This is a genomic window from Geomonas azotofigens, assembly GCF_018919395.1.
GTDB lineage: Bacteria > Desulfobacterota > Desulfuromonadia > Geobacterales > Geobacteraceae > Geomonas > Geomonas azotofigens.
In genome coordinates this window covers 786,782-811,850 of record NZ_JAHLME010000003.1, presented here as the reverse complement: position 1 = coordinate 811,850, position 25,069 = coordinate 786,782, and the positions used below count along the sequence as shown (strand labels likewise).

Annotated in this window: 19 protein-coding genes; 9 read left to right on the top strand and 10 right to left on the bottom strand. The window is 59.9% G+C overall.

All coding sequences use genetic code 11. The annotated features are described in order from the left end of the window. Positions 1 to 50 precede the first annotated feature (50 nt). Genes KOL99_RS13350 through KOL99_RS13335 form a run of 4 tightly spaced genes read left to right on the top strand, consistent with a single transcriptional unit; the run spans position 51 to position 4,803 of the window. The gene (locus tag KOL99_RS13350; protein ID WP_216510947.1) at positions 51 to 1,523 is read left to right on the top strand and encodes an efflux transporter outer membrane subunit; all 1,473 of its coding nucleotides are present in this window, start codon (positions 51 to 53) and stop codon (positions 1,521 to 1,523) included. Next, complete coding sequence (locus KOL99_RS13345) at positions 1,520 to 3,676, top strand: FUSC family protein (RefSeq protein ID WP_216510946.1); 2,157 nt, start codon at positions 1,520 to 1,522, stop codon at positions 3,674 to 3,676. The genes KOL99_RS13350 and KOL99_RS13345 overlap by 4 nt, the downstream gene beginning before the upstream one ends. After that, positions 3,600 to 3,866 (top strand): DUF1656 domain-containing protein, encoded by a 267-nt coding sequence (locus KOL99_RS22005; RefSeq protein ID WP_407931856.1) that lies wholly within the window; start codon positions 3,600 to 3,602, stop codon positions 3,864 to 3,866. Before KOL99_RS13345 ends, KOL99_RS22005 begins: the two co-directional genes overlap by 77 nt. Positions 3,867 to 3,909: 43 nt before the next feature. Then, positions 3,910 to 4,803: an efflux RND transporter periplasmic adaptor subunit gene (locus KOL99_RS13335; protein WP_216510944.1), complete on the top strand. Its 894-nt coding sequence runs from the start codon at positions 3,910 to 3,912 to the stop codon at positions 4,801 to 4,803. 11 nt (positions 4,804 to 4,814) lie between these two features. Here KOL99_RS13335 and KOL99_RS13330 read toward each other — a convergent pair whose 3' ends face one another. The 9 genes from KOL99_RS13330 to KOL99_RS13290 form a co-directional block, all read right to left on the bottom strand. Continuing rightward, the gene (locus KOL99_RS13330) at positions 4,815 to 5,423 is read right to left on the bottom strand and encodes a PqiC family protein (RefSeq protein ID WP_216510943.1); all 609 of its coding nucleotides are present in this window, start codon (positions 5,421 to 5,423) and stop codon (positions 4,815 to 4,817) included. Beyond that, complete coding sequence (locus KOL99_RS13325) at positions 5,420 to 7,042, bottom strand: PqiB family protein (RefSeq protein ID WP_236026090.1); 1,623 nt, start codon at positions 7,040 to 7,042, stop codon at positions 5,420 to 5,422. The genes KOL99_RS13330 and KOL99_RS13325 overlap by 4 nt, the downstream gene beginning before the upstream one ends. A gap of 1 nt (position 7,043) precedes the next feature. Continuing rightward, positions 7,044 to 8,300 carry a paraquat-inducible protein A gene (locus tag KOL99_RS13320; RefSeq protein ID WP_216510941.1) on the bottom strand — a complete coding sequence of 419 codons (1,257 nt, stop codon included), beginning with the start codon at positions 8,298 to 8,300 and terminating at the stop codon, positions 7,044 to 7,046. A gap of 109 nt (positions 8,301 to 8,409) precedes the next feature. Then, the gene (locus tag KOL99_RS13315; protein WP_216510940.1) at positions 8,410 to 8,973 is read right to left on the bottom strand and encodes an OmpH family outer membrane protein; all 564 of its coding nucleotides are present in this window, start codon (positions 8,971 to 8,973) and stop codon (positions 8,410 to 8,412) included. 121 nt (positions 8,974 to 9,094) lie between these two features. Further along, the gene (gene ppk2 / locus KOL99_RS13310) at positions 9,095 to 9,922 is read right to left on the bottom strand and encodes a polyphosphate kinase 2 (protein WP_216510939.1); all 828 of its coding nucleotides are present in this window, start codon (positions 9,920 to 9,922) and stop codon (positions 9,095 to 9,097) included. A gap of 33 nt (positions 9,923 to 9,955) precedes the next feature. Further along, positions 9,956 to 11,701 (bottom strand): SulP family inorganic anion transporter, encoded by a 1,746-nt coding sequence (locus tag KOL99_RS13305; protein ID WP_216510938.1) that lies wholly within the window; start codon positions 11,699 to 11,701, stop codon positions 9,956 to 9,958. A 72-nt stretch (positions 11,702 to 11,773) separates the two neighbouring features. Then, the gene (locus tag KOL99_RS13300; RefSeq protein WP_216510937.1) at positions 11,774 to 12,154 is read right to left on the bottom strand and encodes a response regulator; all 381 of its coding nucleotides are present in this window, start codon (positions 12,152 to 12,154) and stop codon (positions 11,774 to 11,776) included. Then, the gene (locus tag KOL99_RS13295) at positions 12,151 to 12,459 is read right to left on the bottom strand and encodes a hypothetical protein (protein ID WP_216510936.1); all 309 of its coding nucleotides are present in this window, start codon (positions 12,457 to 12,459) and stop codon (positions 12,151 to 12,153) included. Before KOL99_RS13295 ends, KOL99_RS13300 begins: the two co-directional genes overlap by 4 nt. A 27-nt stretch (positions 12,460 to 12,486) precedes the next feature. Then, entirely contained in the window at positions 12,487 to 13,350 is an 864-nt protein-coding gene (locus KOL99_RS13290) for an SDR family oxidoreductase (protein WP_216510935.1), read from the bottom strand. A gap of 787 nt (positions 13,351 to 14,137) precedes the next feature. Here KOL99_RS13290 and KOL99_RS13285 point away from each other — a divergent pair. The 5 genes from KOL99_RS13285 to KOL99_RS13265 all read left to right on the top strand — a co-directional run bounded on the left by KOL99_RS13285 (position 14,138) and on the right by KOL99_RS13265 (position 23,727). Beyond that, the gene (locus tag KOL99_RS13285; protein WP_216510934.1) at positions 14,138 to 15,682 is read left to right on the top strand and encodes a sigma 54-interacting transcriptional regulator; all 1,545 of its coding nucleotides are present in this window, start codon (positions 14,138 to 14,140) and stop codon (positions 15,680 to 15,682) included. 253 nt (positions 15,683 to 15,935) lie between these two features. Continuing rightward, entirely contained in the window at positions 15,936 to 18,053 is a 2,118-nt protein-coding gene (locus KOL99_RS13280; RefSeq protein ID WP_216510933.1) for a PAS domain-containing hybrid sensor histidine kinase/response regulator, read from the top strand. After that, entirely contained in the window at positions 18,050 to 20,068 is a 2,019-nt protein-coding gene (locus KOL99_RS13275) for an ATP-binding response regulator (RefSeq protein WP_216510932.1), read from the top strand. Before KOL99_RS13280 ends, KOL99_RS13275 begins: the two co-directional genes overlap by 4 nt. 67 nt (positions 20,069 to 20,135) lie before the next feature. After that, complete coding sequence (locus KOL99_RS13270; protein WP_216510931.1) at positions 20,136 to 22,376, top strand: ATP-binding protein; 2,241 nt, start codon at positions 20,136 to 20,138, stop codon at positions 22,374 to 22,376. Between the two features lie 4 nt (positions 22,377 to 22,380). Then, positions 22,381 to 23,727 carry a hybrid sensor histidine kinase/response regulator gene (locus KOL99_RS13265; RefSeq protein WP_216510930.1) on the top strand — a complete coding sequence of 449 codons (1,347 nt, stop codon included), beginning with the start codon at positions 22,381 to 22,383 and terminating at the stop codon, positions 23,725 to 23,727. A 62-nt stretch (positions 23,728 to 23,789) separates the two neighbouring features. Here the strand turns inward: KOL99_RS13265 and KOL99_RS13260 are convergent, their stop codons facing one another. Then, the gene (locus KOL99_RS13260; RefSeq protein ID WP_216510929.1) at positions 23,790 to 24,827 is read right to left on the bottom strand and encodes an HD-GYP domain-containing protein; all 1,038 of its coding nucleotides are present in this window, start codon (positions 24,825 to 24,827) and stop codon (positions 23,790 to 23,792) included. Positions 24,828 to 25,069 lie beyond the last annotated feature (242 nt).

Genomic DNA, 25,069 nt, shown 5'->3' with positions numbered 1-25,069 from the left:
GAACAGCGCATGGAGCGGGGACACGTTTGAAGTAGAAAGGATGTCAGTACATGGAAAATGGAATGGTCAGGATCTCGAATATCAGCTGCGTCGCCATCGTCGCCGCAATGGCGCTGGGGGGATGCGCCCGGCTTCCCGTCGGGGTCAAACCGGAGGCACGGGTTGTCGAGCCGGCCAGTCTGGATGCCGGCAACGCAATCGATGGCGAGAAGAAGCATTCAGTAACATGGCCGTCGCAGCAGTGGTGGAAGGTGTACGCTGACCCGCAGCTCGACCGGTTGATCGCAGATGCGACTGCGGGTAACCCCAGCATGCACATGGCACGGTCCCGCATTACCATCTCCAAGTCCGTCGGTGGAATCGCGAGATCGGGCCTGATGCCCACGGTACAGACGGAGGCGTCCTTCACGCGGGAGCAATTTTCTGAGCGATATTTCGTTCCGCACTCTTACGCGGGTAACTGGGCGTGGTACAACGAGTGGACCACGGCCCTTTTTTACGACCTCGACCTGTGGGGGAAGAACCGCAGCGCCCTTGCCGCCGCCCTTGACCAGATACAGATGGTCACGGCCGAGGCGCAGGAAGTCCGGCTTTCCCTTGAAACAGCGGTAATCCGCCTGTACGTGCAGTTGTCGCTTCAGTACAGCCTGCTCGATGTGGCCAGGGAGACCCTTCATCAGCGCGAGCAGATCCGGGACATCCTGGAGAAGCGCCGTTCAGCCGGGCTCGGGACGGAAATCGAGCTGCGCCAGGCCGAAACGGTGGTGCCTGCCGCACGGGCTGACATCGAGAGGATCTCCGAGTCGATCGAGATTCTGCGCAACCGGTTGAGCGCCCTCGCCGGCAAGGGGCCCGGGTACGGCGAGGGGATTCGCCGGCCGACCATGTCTTTCGCGCTGCCGATCGGGTTGCCGTCTTCCATCCCGGCGGACCTCCTTGGGCGAAGGCCGGATGTGGTGGCCCAGCGTTGGCGCGTGGAAGCTTCCGGCAAGGGGATCAACGTCGCCAAAGCATCCTTTTATCCCAACATAAACCTCACGGCTTTTGCGGGGTGGCAATCCCTCGGCTTCGACAAGTTCCTGTCATCCCAATCCGTGATAAAGGGTTTCACCCCTGCTATTTCGCTCCCGATCTTCGAAGGGGGACGGTTGCGGGAGCAGCTGCGTGTCTCGACCGCGCAATACGACCTGGCGGTGGATGCCTACAACAACACCCTGATCCATGCCCTGGAGGAAGTCGCCAACGAGGTCGTCACCCTGCGATCACTGGAAAAACAGCGAACCGAGACGTATCTATCGTATTCCTTGGCCGGCCGCGCCTACGACATCGCCCTCGCCGGCTTCAAGGCGGGACTGAGCGATTACCTGACGGTGCTGAACGCCCAGAGCCAGACCCTCGTGGAATCCCAGCGCAAAGCGCAGGTCGAGGCGCACTTTCTTGATGCCTACGCCGCACTGATGCGGGCGATCGGCGGGGGAGTCCCCGTGAATGCCCCACCGGGAACCCCGGGAGCAGACAAATGAATTTCCTCGACGGCTTGCGGCGGGAGATCGTTGCCTGGAGCAAAGCGGAGGGGCCGAGATGGATCTTCGCCTTCAAGACCACCGTCGCCGTTTTGCTGGCTTTGGCCGTTTCCATGCGCCTGGAGCTGGGTCAGCCCGTCACCGCCATGGTCACGGTCTACATCGTCATGCATCCCCAGACCGGCATGGTGTTGACCAAGAGCCTCTACCGCGTGTGCGGCACCCTGGCGGGCACCCTGGCGAGCCTCGCGCTTCTGGGCCTCTTTGCCCAGGAGCGCGTGCTTTTTCTGGTCGGACTGGCGCTGTGGGTCGGGCTGTGCGCGGCAGGAGCGGCCGTTTACCGCAACTTCAAGTCCTACGGCTTCACCCTGGCCGGATATACCGCCGCCATGATCGGCCTCCCCCTGGTCATGCAACCGACCGGTTTCTTCAACTATGCGGTGAACCGCGCGACAGAGGTGGTAGTCGGCATCATCTGCGCCGGCGTCGTCAGCGAGGTGGTTTTTCCGCGCAGCCTCGGCGACGGCATCATCAAGACCATGGAGGAGCGATACGCCCGGTTCATGGGATTCGTCACAGGTCTTCTGTCGAAAAGCATGACGCCCCGGGAAATCGACCGGATGCATCTGCACGTGGCGAGCAACGTCGTGGCTCTGGAGTCGCTGCGGAGCTCCCTGTTCATGGAGGCCTCGGATATCCGCTCACGCGACCTGCGGCTGCGCCGGCTGAACATGGATTTCATGGAGATGTCCACCACGTTCCACTCCCTGTGTCAAATCCTCAGCCGGTTGACGGACCCCGATGCCCCGGCGGCCCCTGCCTTGGCGTCGCTCGGCGCATTGCTTGCCGAGGCGCTTGCGCCGGAATGCGAGCCGGCCAGCGGTGCGGAGTGCGCGCGCCTGACCGCGCGCCGGCTCGCCGAGTTTCGCGTGGATCTTCCGGAGCGGGAGTCGGCGATCCTGCGTGAGTGCCTCGATCACGCAGGTCACGAGGCGCGACTAGACATCGAGACCGCCCTCGACCTCGTCAGACGCTTCGTCCATGAGATCCACCACTACATGAGGACGTATGCCTCTCTGATGGAGAAAGCGGGTCCCGAGAAGCTCAATGAGGTCTCTTTCGCTTCCCGCACCGATCTTTTGGTGGCGCTTGTAACCGGAGTGCGTACCGCAACCGCAATCCTATTGGTGTCGGCGTTCTGGATCGCTTCGGCATGGCCATACGGCGCCAGTGCGGTAATGATGGCGGCTATCGGCACAGCCTTATTCGCTCCAGCGCCGGACCCCACACTTGCCATAAAAACCGCACTTGTCGGCACCTTGATAGGTTTCGGGGCGGCATTGGCGTGCAAGTTTTTCATCCTAACCTCCCTGAACGGCATCGGTTTCCTCGTCATGGGCATGGCTCCTTTCCTGCTGGTGGGGTCGTACCTGGCCCTGAATCCGAAACTGGCCATGGTCGGGCTGGGCTACAGCACCATGTTCTGCTTCATGGTCTCTCCAGCCAACAGGATGCTTTATGATCCGATCATATCCATAAACTTCGGCACCGCGCTCATTCTCGGCGTAGCAGCGGCGGCCCTTATATTCGCGACATTTGCCCCGGTGACAGGCGGATGGATGAAACGACGGACCGCCCGCATGCTGCGCGGGCAGGTGGAGATGGCCTGTTCGTGCACGCTCCCGCACCTCGGCTCCAGGTACGAGAGCGGCACCCGGGACCTTTTGCAGAGGGTCGCGGCCAAGCCGAACCTGCAGGATGTCCATGACCGGGAGATTGTCGGCTGGACCTTCGTGGCACTGGAGATCGGACGGGCCGTTATTCACCTGCGCCAGGACGCGGCATCCGTTCTCCTGCCGCAGCGAGTATCCGCCGGCGCCATCAACACGCCGCGGCAGATCGCGCGCTTTTTCGGGCGGCCGAACCAGCACAACCACAACGCCGCCCTTGTCACTGTCGAGGAAACCATCGACGCGATCCTTTCAGCATCAGCCGGGGAAGGAGTCGGCGAAGAGACTGTGGATGCCATGCGCCGGATGCTGACCTCACTGCACCTGATCCGTTCCTCGCTGCTCGATGAGGAATCCATCCTTGCGGCCACGACCTCCCGGCCGCGGGGAATTATCCCAGGAGAAACGTCATATGCCACGTGAAATAGCGATATTAGACGCACTGGTCCCGAATCTGCTGCCGGTTTTTCTGGCCAGCGTCGTGGTCCATGTGGTTTTGGACAGAGTCATGGCGTGGTGTGGCGTATACCGGCATGTCTGGCATCCGCCGCTCTTCAGGCTGAGTTGCTTCGTCTGCATGTTCAGCGCGTGCGGCCTGCTGGTGCTCCGCTAAGCGCCGCATCGATACAACACCTTATCCAGAAGGAAGGCTTTGCATGAAACTCCAGGTCGTTGTCAGATTCGTTTTCACGATAGCCATTTTCGCTACCGCGATCTTTACCGGCAAGAAACTTTGGGATCGATACATGGATTCGCCCTGGACCCGTGACGCCAAGGTCCGCGCCGACGTCGTCAACGTGGCCGCCGATGTATCCGGTCTTGTCGACCGGGTGGCGGTGAAGGACAACCAGTTGGTGCACAAGGGCGACCTGCTGTTCGTGATCGACCGAGAGCGCTACGCCCTGGCCCTGTCCCAGGCGAAAGCGCGGCTGTCGGCCAGCAGGGCCCAGATGGGAATGAAGCAGCAAGAGGCGGAGCGCCGCGCCCGGGTGGACGTGGCCGTCGTATCCGTGGAAAATCGCGAGAACGCCAGATCCCAGGCCGATGCCGCGGAGGCGGCCTGCCAGGAAGCCGCGGTTGCGGTAGAAACCGCCGAGCTCAACCTCAAGCGCACCGAGGTGCGGTCACCCGTGGACGGGTACATTGCCAACCTGAACGTGCACAGGGGGGATTTCGCATCTGCGGGAGCGGCGAAACTGGCGATAGTCGACAAGAATTCGTTCTGGGTCTACGGCTATTTCGAGGAGACGAAAATCCGATTGCTCCACGTCGGCGCCCCTGTCGAAATCAGGCTTCTCGCGAGCGATCGGCCTCTGAAGGGGCACGTCGAGAGCCTTGCCAGAGGGATTTCCGACCACGACAACCCGGTCGGGCGGGAGCTCCTCTCCGACGTCAACCCGATATTCAACTGGGTACGGCTCGCGCAAAGGGTTCCGGTGCGGATCGCGATAGACAATGTGCCGAAGAGCGTCCAACTGGTGGCAGGGACGACCTGCACGGTCATCGCCAAACCTCGGCCCTCCCCTCCTTACCGGCAAGCAACGATGTGACCAGGTCCGGCTCATCGCGACCGCGCGGTCCGCGCCGCTTCGCATAACGCCTGGGCCAGATCGCGGCTGACGGCAGCCAGCGCCCGACTCTGCGCAGCCACCAGTGCGTCATAACCGGCAGCGCTGACCCGCTCGTCGACCACCGTGCGGCCCGTCTTCGCAACTCCGCCGTCGCTTCTGCGGACGGACCAGAGGACCTCCAGGCCGACCCCTTCCCCATTGGCCATCTCGAAGCGCTGGATGTCGAGCAGAACCCGATAGTCAGCCTCCAGGCCCGCGTTCTGCGGGTAGAACGACACACGTACCGGCTTGAGCAAAACGCCCAGGTCCGCCGCTATGATGCGCGGGATCTCACTCTTAGGAGACTCGGCCCAGCGGTGGGTCTCCAGGATCTCCACCCTGGTGGCAGAGGTACGCACGACGAGCTGGGGCCGATCCAGCAGATCCGGAAGGGTGATGGGACCGATGTCCACCGAGTTAAAGGGCGGGGCCGCTGTCACGTCCGTCGCGGCGACGTTCAGGGTATAAAATGACACCCTCGGCGAACTGCTGCAGCCGGCCAGGAGGGCAACTGCGAGGCACAGAGTTGTAAAGCCGGTTATGGAGCACTGCAGGGTCATGGTTTGTCCTCCTGTTTGCCGCGGATCAGCGATTCGGGGTGACGCTCAAGATAATCGGTCAGGACCCGCAACGACTGGGCGGTACGGCCCAGTTCCCTCAGTGTCACCCGCAGGTCCTGTTGAAGCGGCGCATCGGCCGACAGGGTCTGCTTCGCAGCGCCGAGGGTCTTGCGCGCCTCCTCCAGTGTCGTTTGCATCTCGGGCATGAGATCCTTGTCCACCTTCCGGATCATTGCGCCAGCATCTTTAAGGGTAATATCCAGGGTCTGCACCGTGTGACGCACGTCATCGACGACCTCGTTCAGCGGCAGTTTCTCCAGTTTTTTGGCGATCTGCATAAGCGTTGCCTGCAATTGCACCAAACTGCCAGGTGTGGTGGGGAACAGGGGCGGATTGGCGGCCCAGTTCACCTTGGCATTCGGAGCATCAGGAAAGAAGTCGAGGGTCACGACAAGCTGCCCGGTCAGAAGGTTGCTGCTATTAAGCTGAGCTCTCAGGCCGTGCCCGACCATCTCGTCGAGGATGGCGCGATATTGCTTGGGATCCGGCGCCGCTCCAACTACTCGCGAACGGAGGCGTTCCGGGTAGATGCGCATCTCCACCAGCATGTCGACGTTTTTGGTGCGGGCGTCGTGTGCCACATGGATACCGGAGACTTCACCGACGGTCAGCCCCCGGAAGTCGACCGGAGCGCCCAGCGATAACCCGCGCACCGTCTCCTTGAAGGTCATGACGAAATTCTGGCTGATCGTGTCTCGGTTTTTCATCGCCTCATCCCGGGTGGCGAACAGGGTAAAAGCCGTGTTGGCGCCGGTCGGCGGCGCCGCTCCGCTTTCGTCAAAGGTCTGGAAAGCGATCCCGCCGATGAGGATCGACGCCAGCGACTGGGTCTCGACCTTCACCCCGCCGGCATCCATGGTAACGTCTACCCCGCTGGCATTCCAAAAGCGCGTGTTCGCCCTGACATACTTGTCGTAAGGTGCGGCGACGAAGACGTTGAAGCTCACCCCCGAGCCGTCGTTGTCGAGTTGATAGGAAACCACCTGTCCCACCTGGATGCGACGAAAGTAGACCGGCGAACCGATATCGAGGGAGCCTAAATCCGCGCTGTGGAGTTGGAAGCGGCTTCCCGGCACATCCATGGCGACGGCAGGCGCTACTTCCAGACCGACGAAGCCCCGTTGCGGCTTTTTGGATCTGCCGACGTCGACTCCGATGTAGGAACCGCCCATGAGCGTCCCAAGGCCGCTGACGCCACCTCCGGATACCCGTGGCCGCACCACCCAGAACTTGGTGTCCTCGACCAGGTAGGGCGTAACCTCCTTCTTCAGTTCGATGGTCGCAACCACGTGCGTGATGTCCTTGGCGATGGCGACATCCTTGACCAAGCCGACCTCAACATCCTTGTACTTCACCTTGGTCTTTCCAGCCTCCAGCCCTTCGCCGGTCTTGAAGGAGATGGTGATGGTCGGCCCCTTCCGCAGGTAGGTCTTGACCACCAGGGTGCCGCCAATGACGGCGGCCACAATGGGTATCAGCCAGACCAACTGCAGGGAGAGTCGCTTCCTGCGCTCGGGCGCTGCCTCTGGGATGTCGAACAGTTCGGGTTCTTGCCGCATTTCACTCATGATCGATTTCCTCTTTCTGTATGGGCGCCCAAATCAGGCGCGGATCGAACTCGCTTGCGGATAACATGGTCAGCACCACCACCGCGCCGAAGGCCAGCGCCCCGGGTCCGGCATTGATGGTCGCCAGTGGCCCGATCTGCACCAGTGCAGCCAGGATGGCAACCACGTAGATATCCAGCATCGACCAGCGGCCGACCAGTTCGACGACCCGGTAGAGCTTGGCCCTCTGCATCGGCTGCCAGGTGGAACGCCGCTGCACCGAGATCAACAGCAGGGTCAAGGCGATCAGCTTGAGCAGCGGCACCATGATGCTGGCGATGAACACCACCAGCGCCAGATCCCACGATCCCGAGTGCCACAGGTAGATGATTCCGCTGAGGATGGTGTCCGCCTGGGCGCCGAAGAGGGAACTGGTTTCCATGATGGGCAGGACATTGGCGGGGATATACAGGATGTAGGCGGCGACCAGGAATGCCCAGGAACGGGCCACGCTGTCGGGTTTGCGAAAATGAAGCGGCGCGGAGCAGCGTGGGCAGTGGACCGTCCGGCCGCCATGACCTCCACTGGAGAGAAGGCCGCAGACATGGCAGGAGAGCAGGCCGCGCCCTGCGGCCGTCAAGGTCGCGGCCCGCACCGGCTGCCTCTTTGTCGGGGTCGCAAAGCGCACCCGGTTCCATATGTCATGGGCATCGAAAGATGACGCTGTTAACGTCATCAGCAAGGTGAGAACGCCCAGTGACCAGAGGGCCATGCCGGGGATCAGGGTCCCGTAGTGGGTGAGCTTCACAAGCGCCACCATCACCCCTATGATGAACACCTCCACCATCCCCCAAGGGTTGACGATCTGCAGCACGCGCATGACGGGGGCGATCCCGGCGGGAATGTAACCGCGCTTGAGCGACAAAAGAATGTGGATCATGATGGCGAGCACTGCAAAAGGAGCAAGAAAGGTGGTGAAAAACACCAGTCCGGCTACCGGCCACATACCATGATCCAACAAGATATGAACGGCATTGATGAGCGAGGTGTCGTTGCGCGTCGTCTGAATCTGGAGGCTGACGATGGGGAAGATATTGGCAAGGATGAATACGATCGCGGCTGCCACTGTCAGGGCCAGCGTATGGTCGAGGCTCCTGTATTCCACGCGGTACAGTTTCGCGCCGCACCGGACACAGCGAGCCACCCTGCCGGGCGGAAGCGTGATCTTGCGCTGCAGCAGGTCGCACTCGTGGCAGGCTATGACGGTCATCGTAGTGCCCGTGAGCTCACCCATGCTGGACCGCCCACTCGCCCCGGCATGGGTGAGTTGTGTCCCCGATTCCTGACCGATTGTGGGTTGGTGATTTACCATGTCCGCCTTACATCTCGTTTAAGGCTTTCAAAATTTCATCGGTTATATCGACCTTGTCGCTCAGGTACAACATGCTGTCGTTTTTGAAAAAAATTCCGACAAACCCGTTCATACGCCCATATTCCCGTGCCGTTTTGCCGATTTTTTCGACGATGCCCCGGGTCAGCTCGGTGTCCTCTGAACGGAGGTCTTCGGCGGTTTTCGCCATGAACTGCTGATATTCCTGGAGCCTTTGTTCGTATATTTTCCGCTTGGCAAATCTCTCCGTCTCAGACAGATGAATGCTATGCTTCTCCAGTTGCGCATTCAGCTTGGTCAACTCCTGCCCCCTGGAGTTCTTCTCCATCTCAGCCTTCAGCACATCGCTATCGAATTTCGCCTTGGCCTCCTTGCCGGCATAGGACAGTGTCAGGATTTTTTGAACATCGACAAAACCATACTTTGCCTCCTCGGTGACCATCAGCTCATTACGAGCATCCAGAGCAGCATATTTCCCACCGGAGGTGGCGTGCGCCGGAGAGGCGAGTGAGAGTATTAGTGCAAGCAGGTAGATTGAAGTGCTATTTTTCATACAGTCCCCTTTGGATCAAGGACGGCAAAGCTGGCAGCAAGCAGATTTGCCGAAGAGCGATTGATGTTTCCCGACATATTGTTATACGACGGCCGATATGACTCATCGCGTCTATTCAAACTCAGAACACCTCGGGGATGTACTTGAAGGGATACGCCGGCGATTTGTACTTGCCCATGCCCTGCCGGCTGGGTAGCTTCACCTTTTCGCGCGGTACCTCCTCGTAGGGGACCATGTTCAGGATGTGGGCGATGATATTTAGCCGCGCCCGCTTCTTGTCGTCCGATCGCGCCACGCGCCACGGCGCCCACGGCGTGTCGGACGCCGCGATCATCTCGTCGCGCGCTCTTGTGTAGTCATCCCAGCGGCTGTACGACTTGAGATCCATGGGCGACAGTTTCCAGATCTTGCGCCTGTCTTCGATTCGTCCCTCCAGGCGACGCGTCTGCTCCTCCGGGCTGACCTCCAGCCAATACTTGAGCAGAATGATTCCCGACTCACAGGCAAGCTTCTCGAAATGCGGCACCACCTCCAGAAACGTTTGGCACTCATCCTTGCTGCAAAAGCCCATTACACGTTCGACTCCCGCCCGGTTGTACCAGCTGCGGTCGAAGATCACCACCTCACCGGCTGCCGGCAGATGGGGGATGTAGCGCTGGGGGTACATCTGCGTCTTCTCCCTCTCTGTTGGAGCCGGAAGGGCCACCACACGAAACACGCGGGGGCTGACCCGTTCCGTAATGGCCTTGATGGTCCCCCCCTTCCCCGCTCCGTCGCGCCCCTCGAAGACGATGCATACCTTCAGCCCCTTGAACTTCACCCACTCCTGGAGCTTGACGAGTTCCACGTGCAGTTTGGCCAGTTCCTTCTCATACTCTTTATCCTTCAGCCTTGCGCCGGCTTTCACGCGGCCTTGAAGTTCTTTTTTCTCTGTTTTTCCACCTTTCATGGCTGGCACTCCTTCCTCATAGATGATCCACTCTTACAGTGTTAATGCGCGTTGATAAGATCCAGCGTGTAGCATTTCCTCGCGGGCTGCATCCGGCTCCGCATCTTCCGGCAGTTGCCGCTCAAACCATTCCACCGCCTGATCGAGGGTAAGGAATATCCGTTCGCCCTCCATCCGCTCCCAAAGGGACGATCGGCGGATGATCTCCTTGACGTTGGGACTCAAAGCCACGAGCGACATCACGGTCCCATCCCCGCGCGCTTTCTCTTCCCCGTCGACAAGCATCATGACCGCCGTATATTCCATATCGGGCACGGCGCTCAGGTCGAGGACTAGTGCCTGCGGCTTGAACTGTGCCACAAGCTCCCTGATCTTCTGCCCCAACCGTGGGGCGTTGGCGAAGAAAATGGCACCCTCCGGCCGGAGCAGCAAAAGTCCCGGATAGGTTTCGTCCTCGAGATGCTCCGGAGACAGGGGACGGAAGATGTTCGTGCCCGGTTTGCGCCCCAGCACGTGGATGGGATGGTTATTGGCGCGAATGACCAGGGACAATATGGACACGAGCACCGCAACCAGCAGCCCCTTCAGGGTACCCAGCACCATGACTGCTGACGCCGCGACCAGCGCCCAGTGAAATTCCATGGTCCTGATGCTGTGAACTGCGCGAAATTCGGTGGGGCTTATCAGCCCGATACCGGCGACGATGACGACGACGGCCAGGGTGGCGTTGGGCAACATCCCGAAGAGGGGCGCCAGAAACAAAAGGGCTGCCACGACGACCGCGGCGCTGACCACTCCGGACAACTGGCTGCGGGCGCCCGCTTGCTGATTGATCGCCGTCTGCGAACTTCCACCTCCGCCGGGCATGCTTTGGAAGAAGCTGGCGATGAGGGTTGCCAGGCCGGTTGCCACCAGTTCGCGATTCGCCTGCGGGGGAAGATCGCCGCTGGGCAGGAACGCGCGCCCCGCGGCGGCCGTCTCGACGAAACTCATCAGGGCGATGCCGAGCGCGGCAGGCCAGAGCTGCTTCACCAGGAAGAAATCGGGCAGGACGAAGCTCGGCAATCCAGAGTCGACCCTCCCGACCAAGGAGATACCGAGTCTATCGAGGCCGATCATGCAGGAAAGCGCGATGCCGACCGTCACGGTTATCAACGGGGCCGGCAGTCGCGGCGTGACCCGTTTGAGGCCGAGCATGAGTCCCAGCATCCCCAGAGCGAGCGTGAGTGTGGGAAGGGAAGTTTCCGGCAGGTACCTGACAATGGCGACCAGATCCTGGAAGAAGCCGGCGTGGGTGATATGCACGCCTAGGAGCTTTGGGACCTGGTTCAGCAGGATGGACAGACCGATGCCCGCCTTGAAGCCTATGCGCACCGGATCGGAAATGAGGTTCGCCGCTGCGCCCAGGCGAAGCACTCCCCCCAGCAGCAGGAAAGCCCCAACCAGGAGCGACAGGGTGGAGGACGCGGACAATAGCCTCGCGGCATCGCCGACGGGGGCAACCAGTGGGAGCGCGCCGGAGGCCAGGATGGCAATGGTGGAACTGGTCGATACGCTTAGAAGACGGGAAGTTCCCAGTGCGGCATATACCACCAGCATGACCAGAGACGTGTAAAGCCCCACCACCAGCGGCAGTCCCGCTATGGCCGCATACGCCATGGTTTGCGGGATGATCACCGCCGCCGTGGTTAGTCCTGCAACGACGTCGCAGCGAAGCCATTCCTTACGATAGGAAGGGAGCCACTCCATTATCGGGATAAACTTTTCGAGCCAACTCACGACACGGTCCTCTTTGCTACGGAATGCCATCTGGTGCTGGTAACACCGGCCGCCCCACCTCGCTGGAGGGCATTAATCAGAGGCTGTGTGTTTCGGTAAGGACGACCTGATCGCTGACACGAGTTTCGCGCAATCCACGGGCTTCGCCATTACCAGAGAAATGCCTGCATCTGCCGCCGGCTCAACAATCTCAGGAAGATAACTTCCCGTTACCATGACGATATGCATGTCCGGGTGTCGCTCTCTCACCTTCATCGCCAATTCCAGACCGCTCATTTTCGGCATCTCGAGGTCGATAATCAGCATTCTGAATCTCTCGCACTCCATGATTTCCAGCGCCTCTATACCGTCCGAAGTTGCTCTGACATCAAATCCGCGGTAGTGCAGGATCGAACTGAGGATATGGAGGGAGTGAATGTCGTCATCGACCAGAAGGATGTCCCTTGTGTTCATGGTGAGCTCCTAAGACCAGCCCGAATTTCATTTGAAACCGTACCGCCCGCCCCTCCAAGCACGACTAAAGATCGGGACGGCCCGTTGAGAAACTTGAAGAGATTGACCGTGAACAGGTAGCTCTCAGCCGTCCCGGCAGAGCGCCAGTCGGCGCGAAGGGAGTACTCCAGGACAAAGAGACACCACCACGGCTGCCGCTCACTCCAGTCGGCCAATGCCTTGAATCCACGTTCGGAGAAAACGTTGCCGTCGCCAAGCGCGGTTATTTCACAGAAGAAGCTATTGATGCGGTCACGGGTAACCATTGGCTTACTCCTTGGTCGCGATGACAATTACAGGCATAGTTTCAAGGCCTCTCGGATGTCCTCAGCGTGCTCCCCAGTCAGTTGCAAGACGGCATCGGTTACCGCGCCGAGCTCGCCGTGCTTAGCGGCCCGATCGACTCCCACAAATATAGGCGCGAACAGTTCCGGCAAGCCAGACGCCACCAACTCGGCCTTATACTCCTCCGAAGGAAGGTCAACATAGCAAAGGCTCTTCCCAGTTATCTCGCTCACCAGGTCTGCCAGCTCCGAATGCGAAAAGGCCTCAGGCCCCGTAATTTCGAGGACGGCGTCTTCAAACCTCTCGGCTTTTAACAAGGCTCCCGCCGCGGCAGCGGCACAGTTGCGCCGCGTCACATAGGCGATGCGCCCATTCCCAGCGCAGCCGTAGAGCGTCCCCGTTTCAACAGCACGTGGCAAGACGAACTGCAGGTTCTCCGCGAAGAGATAGTTGCGCAGGAACGTGTATTTGAGGCCGCTGGCCTTGATGAGCTCCTCGGTCTGGCGATGTTCGGTCATCGTCGAGGCTGCGGCAGTTTTGGGATTGGCACATGACAAGTAGACGATATGCCTCACGCCGGCTTTCCTGGCAGCTTCGATGGCGTTGCGGTTTTGAGCGAGTGTCCGGCCCAAATCGAGCGTGCCGATAAGCAGCAGCTTCGTCACACCGCGAAACGCCTCCAGCAGGTCAATGGGATCGTAAAAGTCCAACGATCTGATGTCGACGCCGCGTAGTGAAAAGAGCGCGGCGGTTTTCCACGTCCTCGGCGTCGCCATCAGATCTGCCTGACCGGCTCTCAAGAGCTCCTCCAGGATTAGATTGCCGAGGCTGCCGGACGCGCCGGTCACCAGTATCCGTTCCTTCGTTTTCATCTTTTCCTCCTACCTTGGTTCTTTGTTATCCGTTGCGGTGCCCGCCGGCCAAAAAATCCCCCGCCCCACGAGGAGGTCTCAAAAAAACCGGGGCGGGGGCATTCGTGCATCTCTTTGCCTCCCGTGCTTCAGTGAAGTTACTTTGAAAGGCGACGGCTGTATAGCAGTGCTGATTGCAAATCTTGCCACCCAACGGTCATTTCCTCCCGGAACGAAATGCGACCACGACTACCATAACCCAGACTGCAAAGGTGATTGAGACTACCAGCCCCATGTGCCGCTATCCTCAGAAATATGAAGCGCCAGTAGAAGGTATGTGCTCCAAGCCTGCCTCCTGATTAGCGGGCCTCCCCGGTCAGCAGCAACGCTGCAGGGATGCAGAGCAACGGGAACATGTCGCTCCCTCTCACTCGCTACTGATTAGCGATCATCGTGCCAAACTTACGAGTGACGCAATTTCAGCAACTTGCGAATTGAGCATGGGTGAAACCTACAGCATGCCGTATTTCTGGTTACAAGATATCGTAAACGAGTACAATAATTACAACATGCCGGAGTCAGAGAGGGCGGAGAAGCGGAAGACGACATTAAAGTGGGGGCGCGCTGCGGAAGCGAGTACACAGTTACAGATACTTACAAGTCAGCCAGACAATAAAACTACCGAATACCGCAATTTGTAATTGCAGAGTGTTGCAAAAAAGCGCATCATGACAAGCTCTTTTAGGCTCCAATGAGGGGAGTCGATAAGAGAGAAACGTGCAGGAACCGAGACGGCGAAGGAGAGGCGATGGTGGCAACGGACGAATTCATCAAAGAGATAACTTTCAGGATCTGCAGCAGTCTGGATATCAACGACTCCTTGCGCAGCACCTTCGAATACATGAGGCAACACGTTCCTCTCGACGTGCTGTCGTTACTCATAGTAGACGCGCGGTTGGGCGCCATTCGACGCGTGGGGCTCGCGGTCGAAGACGGCATCGTTCCTCCCAGTGAGATCATCCCGCTGCCGGAAGGACTGCTGGAGAAGATTGCGGCCCGTAACTTCTCCGCTCCGCTCATCGTCGACGCCGAAGAGGACGAGATTTTTCAAGCTTTGACGCCGGTAATGAGGTTCGAAGGGAACACCGATCTTATAGTCCCCTTGCGCCTCAATGGCGAGTTTTTCGGCGTGCTGGCGTTTCGGGCAGGAGGGGAAGGAAGATACAGCGATCTGCAGGCTGAACTGTTAGGCTTCATCGCCAAGCCCTTCGCCATAGCGCTTGCCAATGCTCTCGCCCACGCTGAGGTGCTTCACTATCAGGCAATCCTTTTGGACGACAAGCGGTTCTTGAACCGCGAATTGCACCGAGACGGTGCCGACGAGATAATCGGCGCCAACACGGGATTGCGAAACGTGATGGAAATGGTGCGGCAGGTGGCGCCTCTCAACAATACCGTGCTGCTTCTAGGGGAGACGGGAACCGGCAAGGAGATGATCGCCAACGCGATCCACTTCTACTCCCCTCGCAACAATGGCCCGTTCATCAAGGTCAACTGTGGCGCTCTCCCTGAAAATCTGATCGACAGTGAACTATTCGGGCACGACAGGGGGGCCTTTACCGGAGCGGTCGCCGAGAGCAGGGGACGTTTCGAGCGTGCCGACGGAGGAACCATCTTCCTCGACGAGGTGGGAGAACTGCCACCGTCGGCGCAGGTCCGCCTGCTGCGAGTGCTGCAAAACCACGAGGTGGAGAGGGTTGGAGGGAAACGCCTGATACCGGTCGACATCCGCGTCATTGCGGCCACCCACCGCAATCTGTTGAACATGGTAGCGGACGGCTCTTTCCGCGAGGACCTCTGGTACCGGCTGAGCGGCTTCCCCATAATGGTGCCGCCGGTCAGACAGCGTAAGGAAGATGTCCCCGCGCTGGCACGCCATTTCCTGGCGGCGAAGAGCAGGGAACTCGGCATTCCGTCCCCCCCATCGTTCGCGCCCGGTGTATTGATGCGTCTTATGGAGTATGGATGGCCGGGCAACGTCCGGGAGTTGGAGAATCTGGTTGAGCGCGAACTGATCCTTCGTCCGGGCGGCCCGCTCACATTCGATTTCCTATTCTCAAGCCAGCAAGCACAGGAAGCCGCCTCCCCCACCGACATCCAACGAACAGGCTATCCATTCAACCTCGACGAGGCGATGACCGTGCACCTGAGGGAGGTGTTGAAGGTTACCAACGGCAAGATCCACGGTCCGGGGGGCGCGGCGGAACTGTTGGGCCTCAAGGCAACGACGCTGCGCTGGCGCCTGGATAAACTGGGCATCAGCTATCGCCGCCGGGAGCGGGACGCTGCCTGACTAGCCTAGCTGAGGGCTCGTAACCTTCTGCTGGATCAGCCGACACGGCACCGCCCCTCTCAATGACTGCCACCGGTTGAGTTTTTTACGCATCTCCTTCCTCTTCATTTACCTTTTTCTTGATGCCGCTACCGACACGACGTGTGTTATACTGGTTCCCGCTAAAAAGGACTGTATCGCATTGATCGGTCACTGAAAGATCTATAGCCCCCCTAAGAGAACCTTGCAGCTCCCTGACAGCATCGGGGTGTTTATGAAAGAGTCTCTCCACAAAGCCGACCGCCTCGCCATCCTTCGAATCGTCGTCATCTACGCTTTTTTCAGCGCGGCATGGATCTACCTCTCCGACGAGGCCCTGGCTCTTCTGGTTCACGACGCCGCAACCACCGTCCGGATCGGGATGTTCAAAGGGTTCGCCTTCATCGCCCTGACGTCGTATCTCCTTACCGGTCTCATAGCCCGTGACATTCGTGCCTACCGCAACAGCGAGCGGGATCTGAGGGAAAGCGAGGAACGATATCGCCAACTGGTGCAAAACGCTCCGGATGCGATTCTTGTCGCAGACGGGGAGACCTGCACCTTCGTCAACGACGCCGCTCTCCGTCTTCTCGGCGCCACCGAGCCCGATCAGGTGATCGGGAAACCGATTTTGGATTTCGTCTGCCCCGATTGGCGGGAGATGGCGAGGGAAAATACCCGGCTGCTGTTGGAAGAAAGGATGGTCGTCCCGCTCAGCGACTTGTGTGTCGTGCGCCTCGATGGAACAGCTATCGACGTGGAACTCGTCGGCGCTCCGGTGACGAGTCATGGCAGGCCTGCCATCCAGCTCATCGCACGCGACGTCACACAGCGGAAGCTGGCGGAGCAGGAGCTGAAAAAGCTCAACGAAGAACGGGAAAGGTTCCTCACCAATCACGCTGCGGAACTGGAGGAGAAGATCCGGGAGCGGACCGCCGAACTGGTAGTGGCCAAAGAGAAAGCGGAAGTCGCAAGCAGGGCCAAGAGCACCTTCCTCTCCAGCATGAGCCACGAACTGCGCACACCACTGAACGCCATCCTGGGGTACGCCCAGATCATCAAGCGGCAGGAGAACCTGACCGAGACGCAGCGCCAGCAGTTGGAAGTGGTCCGCGCCAGCGGGCAGCATCTCCTCCTCCTCATCAACGACATCCTCGACATGAGCAAGATAGAAGCGGAAAAGATGGAGCTGGAAGAGAGTCCCTTTCATCTTGGCGCCCTGCTCAAGCAGGTTTTCGAGATCGCCAAGATCAAGGCAGAGGAGAAGAGCCTGGGGTTCCTCTACGAGGAGTCCCCCCCTGTTCCCAAGTATGTCCAGGGCGACGAGCGCAAGCTCAAACAGGTCCTGCTGAACCTCCTTTCCAACGCGGTGAAATACACAAGGCACGGACAGGTAGTGATGCGGGTCGGGCATGACACCGGGAGCGGCCTGTTCAGTTGCGAGGTGGAGGACACCGGAATCGGCATCCCGAACGACAAACTGGAGAGCATCTTCGACCCCTTCACCCAGCTGACCGGTGACGGCCTGGTGCGTGAAGGGACCGGGCTGGGACTCAGCATCAGCAATAAACTGGTGGGGCTGATGCAGGGAGAGATCAGTGTGGAAAGCGAACCGGGAAAGGGAAGCTTGTTCCGGGTGCGGCTTCCGCTGAAAGTGGTCTCCCGCCGCGACCGTCTCAACGAGCCGGAACTGGAGGTCGTTACCGGCTACGACGGGCCACGGAAGCGGATCCTGGTGGTGGACGACAACGTCGCCAACGTCTCGATGCTCGTCTCGTTTTTGGAGCCGCTCGGATTCGAAGTGACCACCGCAGCTAACGGGCGCCAGGCGGTGGAACAGTCGCTGCGCTGTCCCCCCGACCTGGTATTGATGGACTTGGTGATGCCGGACATGGATGGGCTGGCAGCGGTGCAGGAGATGCGGCGGCACCCTGAACTGGCGCAAAGCTGTATCATCGGGACTTCCGCCATGGCCTCCGGGAGCGGCCGGAAGGACTGCTTCGTTTCGGCATGCGAGGATTTCCTTCTCAAGCCGATCGACCTGGAAAAGCTGTTGGATAAAATACGGGAGCGGCTCGGCGTGGTGTGGCAGAGATCGACCGAGCCCCGCTCTTCCAATTCCGGCGGCGAGAGAGCCGAGTTTTTCGAGGCGCCTGCTCCTGAAGAACTGGCTGAACTGCACGAACTGGCGTTGCTGGGGAATATGCAAAAGATACAGACCTGGGCGGAAAAGATGCAGCAAGCAGACTCCAGGTATGCCCCTTTCGTCGCAAAGGTTAAGGAGCTGGCAAAGAGGTTCCGGGTTAGCGCGCTCGTTGAGCTGGTGGAACGGCATATGGGGGGACCGCAATGAACGACTACATTCAGTATGGCCGCGCCGGCCAGAGCCCGATCATACTGGTCATCGACGATGATGCCGACAACCTCGCTATCGTCTCGGAATACCTCAAGGGATTCGACTTCACCATCCTGGTCGCCGAAGACGGGGCGAGCGGATTGGAGCGGGCGGCGTACGCGAAACCCGACCTGATCCTGCTCGACGTCTTGATGCCGGGGATAGACGGCTACGAAACCTGCCGCAGGCTCAAGGCCGACGACAAGACCAGGGACATTCCGGTCATCTTCATGACGGCACTGGCGGAAACCGAGCACAAGGTGCGGGGATTCCAGGCTGGGGCGGTGGACTACGTCACGAAGCCCTTCCAGCGCGAAGAGGTCCTGGCCCGGGTCTCGGTCCACCTGCAAATCCGGGAACTCACCCGCAAACTTACCGAGGCCAACGAGCTTTTGGAAAAACGGGTGGAGCAACGGACGGCTGAACTCAGGAACTCGGAGCTGCGCCTCATGGAGATCATCAACTTCCTCCCCGACGCCACCTTCGCCATCAATCTAAAGGGGGAGATCGTCATCTGGAACCTGACCGCCGAGTGCCTCACCGGCGCCAAAGCGTCCGACATGCTGGGGAAGGGAGACCATCAGTACGCGATCCCTTTCTACGGGGAGCGGCGTGCCACCCTCGTCGACCTGATCCTGAATCCAAGCTGCGAGATAGACCGGCTTTACGACTACGTGTCGATCGAGGGCGGGGTGATCACGGGAGAGTGCCTGGTGCGCGGTCTGCCGCACGGCGAGGTGTACTTCATGGGGAAGGCGGCCCCCCTTTGGGACTCAAACGGGAAACTGGCCGGGGCCATCGAGTCGGTAAGGGACGTCACCGAGAGCAAAAAGCTAGAAGAGCAGTTGCGGCAGACACAGAAGATGGAGGCGTTGGGCGCTCTCGCCGGCGGCGTTGCCCATGACTTCAACAACATCCTTACCGGCATCATGGGGTACGCCACCCTGCTCAAACTGCGCATGGGGGAGGGAAACCCGTTGCTGAGTTTCCCCCTGGACATCCTGGCCGCCGCAGAGAGGGCGGCGAACCTCACCAAAAGCCTGCTGACCTTCAGCAGGAAGCAGACCATAAGCCTGAAGCCCGAGAACCTGAACGAGATCGTGAAGCGGATCGACAAGCTTTTGCTGCGCATCATCGGCGAAGACCTGGAGTTTCGGGCCAAACTGGCCGAGACCCCGCTCTACGCTCTGGCCGACTGCGGGCAGATCGAGCAGGTCCTCATGAACCTCGCGGCGAACGCCAGGGACGCAATGCCGCACGGCGGGGTGCTCACCATAGCCACCGGCCGTATCGACCTCGCAGCGGACGGCGACCCGCCACAGCTCCCCTCCGGTCCCTATGCTGTGATCGCCGTCTCCGATACCGGTGAAGGGATGGATGCCGCCACCAAAGCGAGGATCTTCGACCCTTTCTTCACCACCAAGGAGATCGGCAAGGGGACCGGGCTGGGGTTATCGATTGTGTACGGGATCATCCAGCAGCATAGCGGTGCCATTACGGTGCAAAGCGACCCGGGGAAAGGGACCACCTTCAGTATTTACCTTAGGCTGCTCCCGACCGAATCGGAGAGCGCGCCGGAAAACGAGGAGGCTCCCGTGCCAGGCGGGAGCGAAACCATCCTCCTTGCCGAAGACAACGCCGATGCCCGCGACTCCATGACCAGGGTCCTCTCTGAGTACGGCTACAGCGTCATCCAGACCGTGGACGGCGAGGACGCCCTGGAGAAGTTTCAGGCAAACAGGGACAGGGTCGCCTTCCTCCTCCTGGACGTGGTGATGCCCAAGAAAGACGGCATGGCGGTGTACCGGGAAATCAAGGCAGTGCGGCCGAGCCTGCCGGTGTTGTTCGTGAGCGGTTATACCGAGGATGTCATTGCCAAAAAGGGGGTCGTGATAGGGACCGACCCGTTCATCTTCAAGCCGATCCCCCCACGCATCCTGCTCACCCGAGTGCGGGAACTCCTTTCACGGTAGAATCGCTCTTCCCGGCTCCGGTCGCCGACCCGAAGTCGGGGATGTGGTGATAAGGGAGGCGCCGAGCATGACCAAGTTCAACGATTCGAGTATCGGCTCAAGGCTCATGCTGCTGGTGGGAATCTTCCTGCTCGGTTTCGCCCTGTTGTGCCTCTTCTCCTTCCACACCTTGGACCGGGTCAAGATCAACGGACCGCTCTACGCCCACATCATTCAGAACCACCTCGTGATCCAGGACATCCTTCCGCCCCCCCTGTACATGGTGGAGTCCCGTCTCAATGCGCTGCAGATGCTGAAAGCTGCGGAGGATGGGGTCGACCGGAAGACGCTGGCCGGGATGGCCGCACAGGCGGCGCAGCTCCGCAACAAGTACGAGCAACGTTACCGCTACTGGATGTCCAACCTGCCGGCGGGAGACCCTTTGACGCAGATCCTCTCCAGCTCCCACGACACAGCCCTCAGGTACTATAGAGCCCAGGACGAGCACTTCCTCCCCGCGCTGCTGGCAGGCTCTTTGAAAGAGGCGGAAAAGGTGGATGCAGCGGTCCTGGAGCCAGAGTTCCAGGCACACAGGGCCTTGATTGAAAAGGCGGTCACCGTGGCAACCGGGTATGCCCAGCGTGATGAGAACACGGCCGCGAAGACGATCTCCCGCAGCATAATCTGGCTCTTTGTCATCGGGGCGGTCGCCGGCGTCATCATCCTGCTGGTCTCCCTCTCGATCAGCCGCAGCATCTCGCTCCCCTTGGCCGAGCTTTCACGAGCAGCCATCGCCTTGTCCGAAGGGAGGCTGGACACGATGCTCACCTCCCGGGCAGGCGCGCGCACCGAAATGGGCACCCTCTTTCAGGCCTTCAACAAGATGGCAACCCAACTCACGGCCGTGATCACCCAGTTGCGCGCGTCGGAAACGAAGTACCGGATCGTCGCCGACAACACCTTCGACTGGGAGTTCTGGAGAGACCCGCAAGGGAACTACATCTACTCCTCGCCTTCCTGCCAAAGGATCACCGGATACCCCCCCGAGGAGTTCGCCAGGGACCAGAATTTCATCATCAGCATCACACACCCCGACGACCGTTCCGCCTTCGACGAGCACCATCGCCTTGCCCTGCGCCCGGACAGCCCGCCCGTCTCCCGCTTCGGGTACCGTTTGGTCGCCGCCGACGGGAGCGAGCGCTGGATCGACCACGTCTGCTGCCCGGTCTTCGACGAAAGCGGCCGCTTCCTAGGCAAACGCGGGACCAACCGCGACGTTACGGAGCAGAAGAAAGCGGAGGAGCAACTGGTCAAGGCCAAGGAGCAGGCGGAGGAGGCCAACAAGACCAAAAGCGCCTTCATCTCGGCGATGAGCCACGAGCTGCGCACCCCGCTCAACGCCATCATGGGTTACTCCCAGATCCTGATGCGGGACTCGAGCCTCGATGCTACGCAACACACCCAGCTGAAGGTGATAGCCGATAACGGTCAGTACCTCCTCTCGCTGATCAACGACATCCTCGAGATCGGCAAGGAACAGGAAGAGAGCGCGCTGGAACAGATCGACTTCGACCTCCCGGCCCTTATCGGCCAGGTCCTAGACATCTCGCGGGGAGCGGCCGAGGAGAAGGGGCTGGCCTTCAGATACTTGGCCGCGACCCGGCTCCCTGGCAGGGTCCATGGGGATGAGCGCAAACTCCGGCAGGTTCTGCTCAACCTTTTGGACAATGCCGTGAGGTACACCGGGGATGGGGGGGTAACGCTGCGGGTAACCTATCACGGAGAGCGTCCCGGCCTCCTGGTATGCGAGGTTATCGATACGGGGATAGGGATCGAGACCGACAACCTGGAAGAAATATTCGAGCCTTTCACCCAGCTGGGGCGAAAGGGGGGCGCGCGTGAAGGAGCGGGACTGGGGCTGACCGTCGCCCACCATCTGGTAAGCTCGATGAGCGGGAAACTGGATGTGAAGAGCGAGCCGGGGCGCGGGAGCAGCTTTCGACTGGAGATACCCCTTTCAGCGGTCGCCGAGGGTGGTGTTCCCGTGGCGGCTAGCGTTGTTGTCGAGGCGGCGGAAGGCCCGACCCACGGTTACCAGTACCGGGCCAGTGAGGTGCCGCCGCCGGAAATGCTGCACGAGCTCTACGAACTGGCAAAGCTGGGCGACATACGCAGGATCCGTCTCTGGGCGGAGAAGATGATGGAAACCTCCGCATGCCACCGGTTTGCCGAAGAGGTGCGCGAGCTGGCCGGTGGCTTCAAGGCCAAGGCAATCACAGCCCTGGTGGCTCGCTATCTGCCGGCGGAAAGCCGCAACGAGAAAGGATAAAAACATGGAACCGCGCGATCCCGTCTTAGCAGACGCAGAACAGCCCCCCCCCGCCGTCCTCATAATCGACGACGACGCCAACAACCTCGCTATCGTCTCTTCCCTGCTGGAGGAGTGCCGCTATACCATCTTCGTCGCTGAGGATGGCGAAAGCGGCATCAGCAGAGCGGTGCTGGCCAAGCCGGACCTGATACTGCTCGACGTGATGATGCCGGGGCTGGACGGGTTCGAGACGTGCCGCCGCCTCAAAGGGAGCGAGGCCACCCGGGACATTCCGGTCATCTTCATGACGGCGTTGTCGCAGCCGGATCAAAAGATAACCGGGTTCCGATGCGGTGCAGTAGACTACGTCACCAAACCGCTGCAGCGGGAAGAACTGCTGGCGCGAGTGGGGGTGCACCTGGGGCTGCGCGCGCTGGCCAAGAGCCTGCAGCAGGCGAACGACTCCCTTGAAAGAAGGGTTGAGGAGCGCACTGCGGAACTGGCGAGGACCAACGACGAGTTGCAAAGAGAGATCGAGGAGAGGAAGACCACCCAGGAGGCACTGGCGGCTAACCAGCGCGATTTGGAGGCCCTGAACGCGCACCTGGAAGAACGGGTACTGGAGGAGGTGGCGAAAAACCAGGAGAAGGACCGCATGCTCTTCCAGAGCGCGCGGCTGGCGGCGATGACCGAACTTTTGAACAACATCGCCCATCAGTGGCGGCAGCCGCTCAACAACATCGCCCTGTTGATCCAGGAGGCCGACGTCAGTTATCGGGGCGGGGTCCTCGAAGTTAACACTTTCGCCGACTATGTGAACAGGTGCATGGATATGATCGGGTACCTCTCAAAGACCATAAACGTGTTCCAGAGCGTCTTCATGACCGGCAGCCCGCGGAAGGTCTTCGATCCGTTCGAGATGGTGCGGAAAGCACACGCCCTGGTCCAGACGACCTACGAACAGATGGGCATCGTCATCAATGTGGTGAACGGTGGGATGCAACCCGTGGCCGGCGTGGATACGGAATTCTCTCAGGTGATCCTGCACATCCTCAACAACGCGAAGGACGCTCTGCTGAAATGGGGGACGCCCGAGCCCGCGGTCGAGGTCCGCTGCCGCTGCGAGGGGGGGAGAGACGTCATCACCATCCAGGACAACGCGGGAGGCGTTCCGGAGGAGATCATCGACAAGATCTTCGATCCGTACTTCACGACCAAGTTCCAGTCGCCCGGGACCGGCATCGCTTTATACCTGTGTAAGATGACGATTGAGCAAGGAATGGGAGGGACCCTGTCCGTCAGCAACAAGCTGAACGGCGCGGAGTTCCGCATCGAACTCCCGGTCGCTCCCGAAGACGTTTCGCCATGAAAAACCACCCTGAGTTCCTGAATGCTGCTACCCCCCTCTCAACTGCCACATGCCGGTGAGCGCTACCCAAACGGGGATTTGGGCGTTTCAGAAAAGCTAAAGCCGTTCCGGAACAGCTTAAGACACCCATCAACAACGGATGGGTCATAGGCGGTCCCGCGGGCACGCTTTATCTCTTCGAGAGCGGATGCAACCCCTATACTGGGGCGATAAGGTCGGTGCGACGACATCGCCTCGACCACATCGGCTACTCCCAAGACGCGCGCCTCGAAAAGAATACCATCCCCTTTCAGCCCGTCAGGATAACCGCTGCCGTCCAGACGTTCATGGTGCTGACGCACGATGAGAGGGACCGAGCACTGAAACTCGATATCCTTCAGGATGTCAAAGCCTACTTCGGCATGACTCTTCACCAGTTGCAATTCGATCTCGCTCAGCTTGCCCGGCCTGGTCAGGATTTCCGCCGGAACGTATATCTTTCCGATGTCATGGAGGATCCCTCCAGTCCAGATCCCTTTCAGGTGCTCCGCAGCAATCCCTCCAAGTTCCCCTGCAATGGCGCAGGCAAGTTGTGCCACCCGCTGCTGGTGTCCCGCAGTGTATGGGTCCCGCTTTTCCACGGCAGAACTCAAAGCGTCAACTGTCTCGTCCAAAAGCCGGTTCGTCTTCTCCAGGCTTTCTTTGAGATCCGTTTCCATCTTCAATTTTTCAGAAATGTCATAGATGACGGCCATTGTGGCCACAACGCGTTTTTTGCTGTCACAGACGGGAGCGGAGGAGTAGCTGATAACGATTCGCCGGCCATCTTTTCTCGTAACGTCCATGGGCAAGGAGTGGAAGACCTCGCGCGTCATGGTGCGCCTGCGCAAGACTTCATAGCTCTCCCAATTTTCCTGTTCAAAAAGCCTGATGGGAAGCCCGAGCACCTCCTCTTCGCGCCAGCCCGTAATCTCCTCAGCGGCGTGGTTCCACAGGAGGATGGTACCGTCAAGGTCGATGGCTATAATTCCGTGTGGCGATGCCCTGACCAGCGCCACAAGATTTTGAGTGTTCGCGCCAAACAGTGCCCTTTTCTTCTCCGCGTCCCTGGCAACCTTCATGGCTATTGGTCTCCCATACAATAACTGGTATATGACCTCTTTGGTGGCTTCTCTGTCCTCTGCGTCTGATGGCAGCAAAAGCCCCGTGGAGACTATATCACTTTTCCTGAGCTGAAAAAGCTACCGACAAAGACGGTTGACAGGTGAATAGGCCCTCCTTTAGCACTCCCTGCTTTAGAGTTAGCAGTCACTTTGGATCTTACGTCCACTACTCCAATCACGCCTTGAGCGCCCCCGCTTTA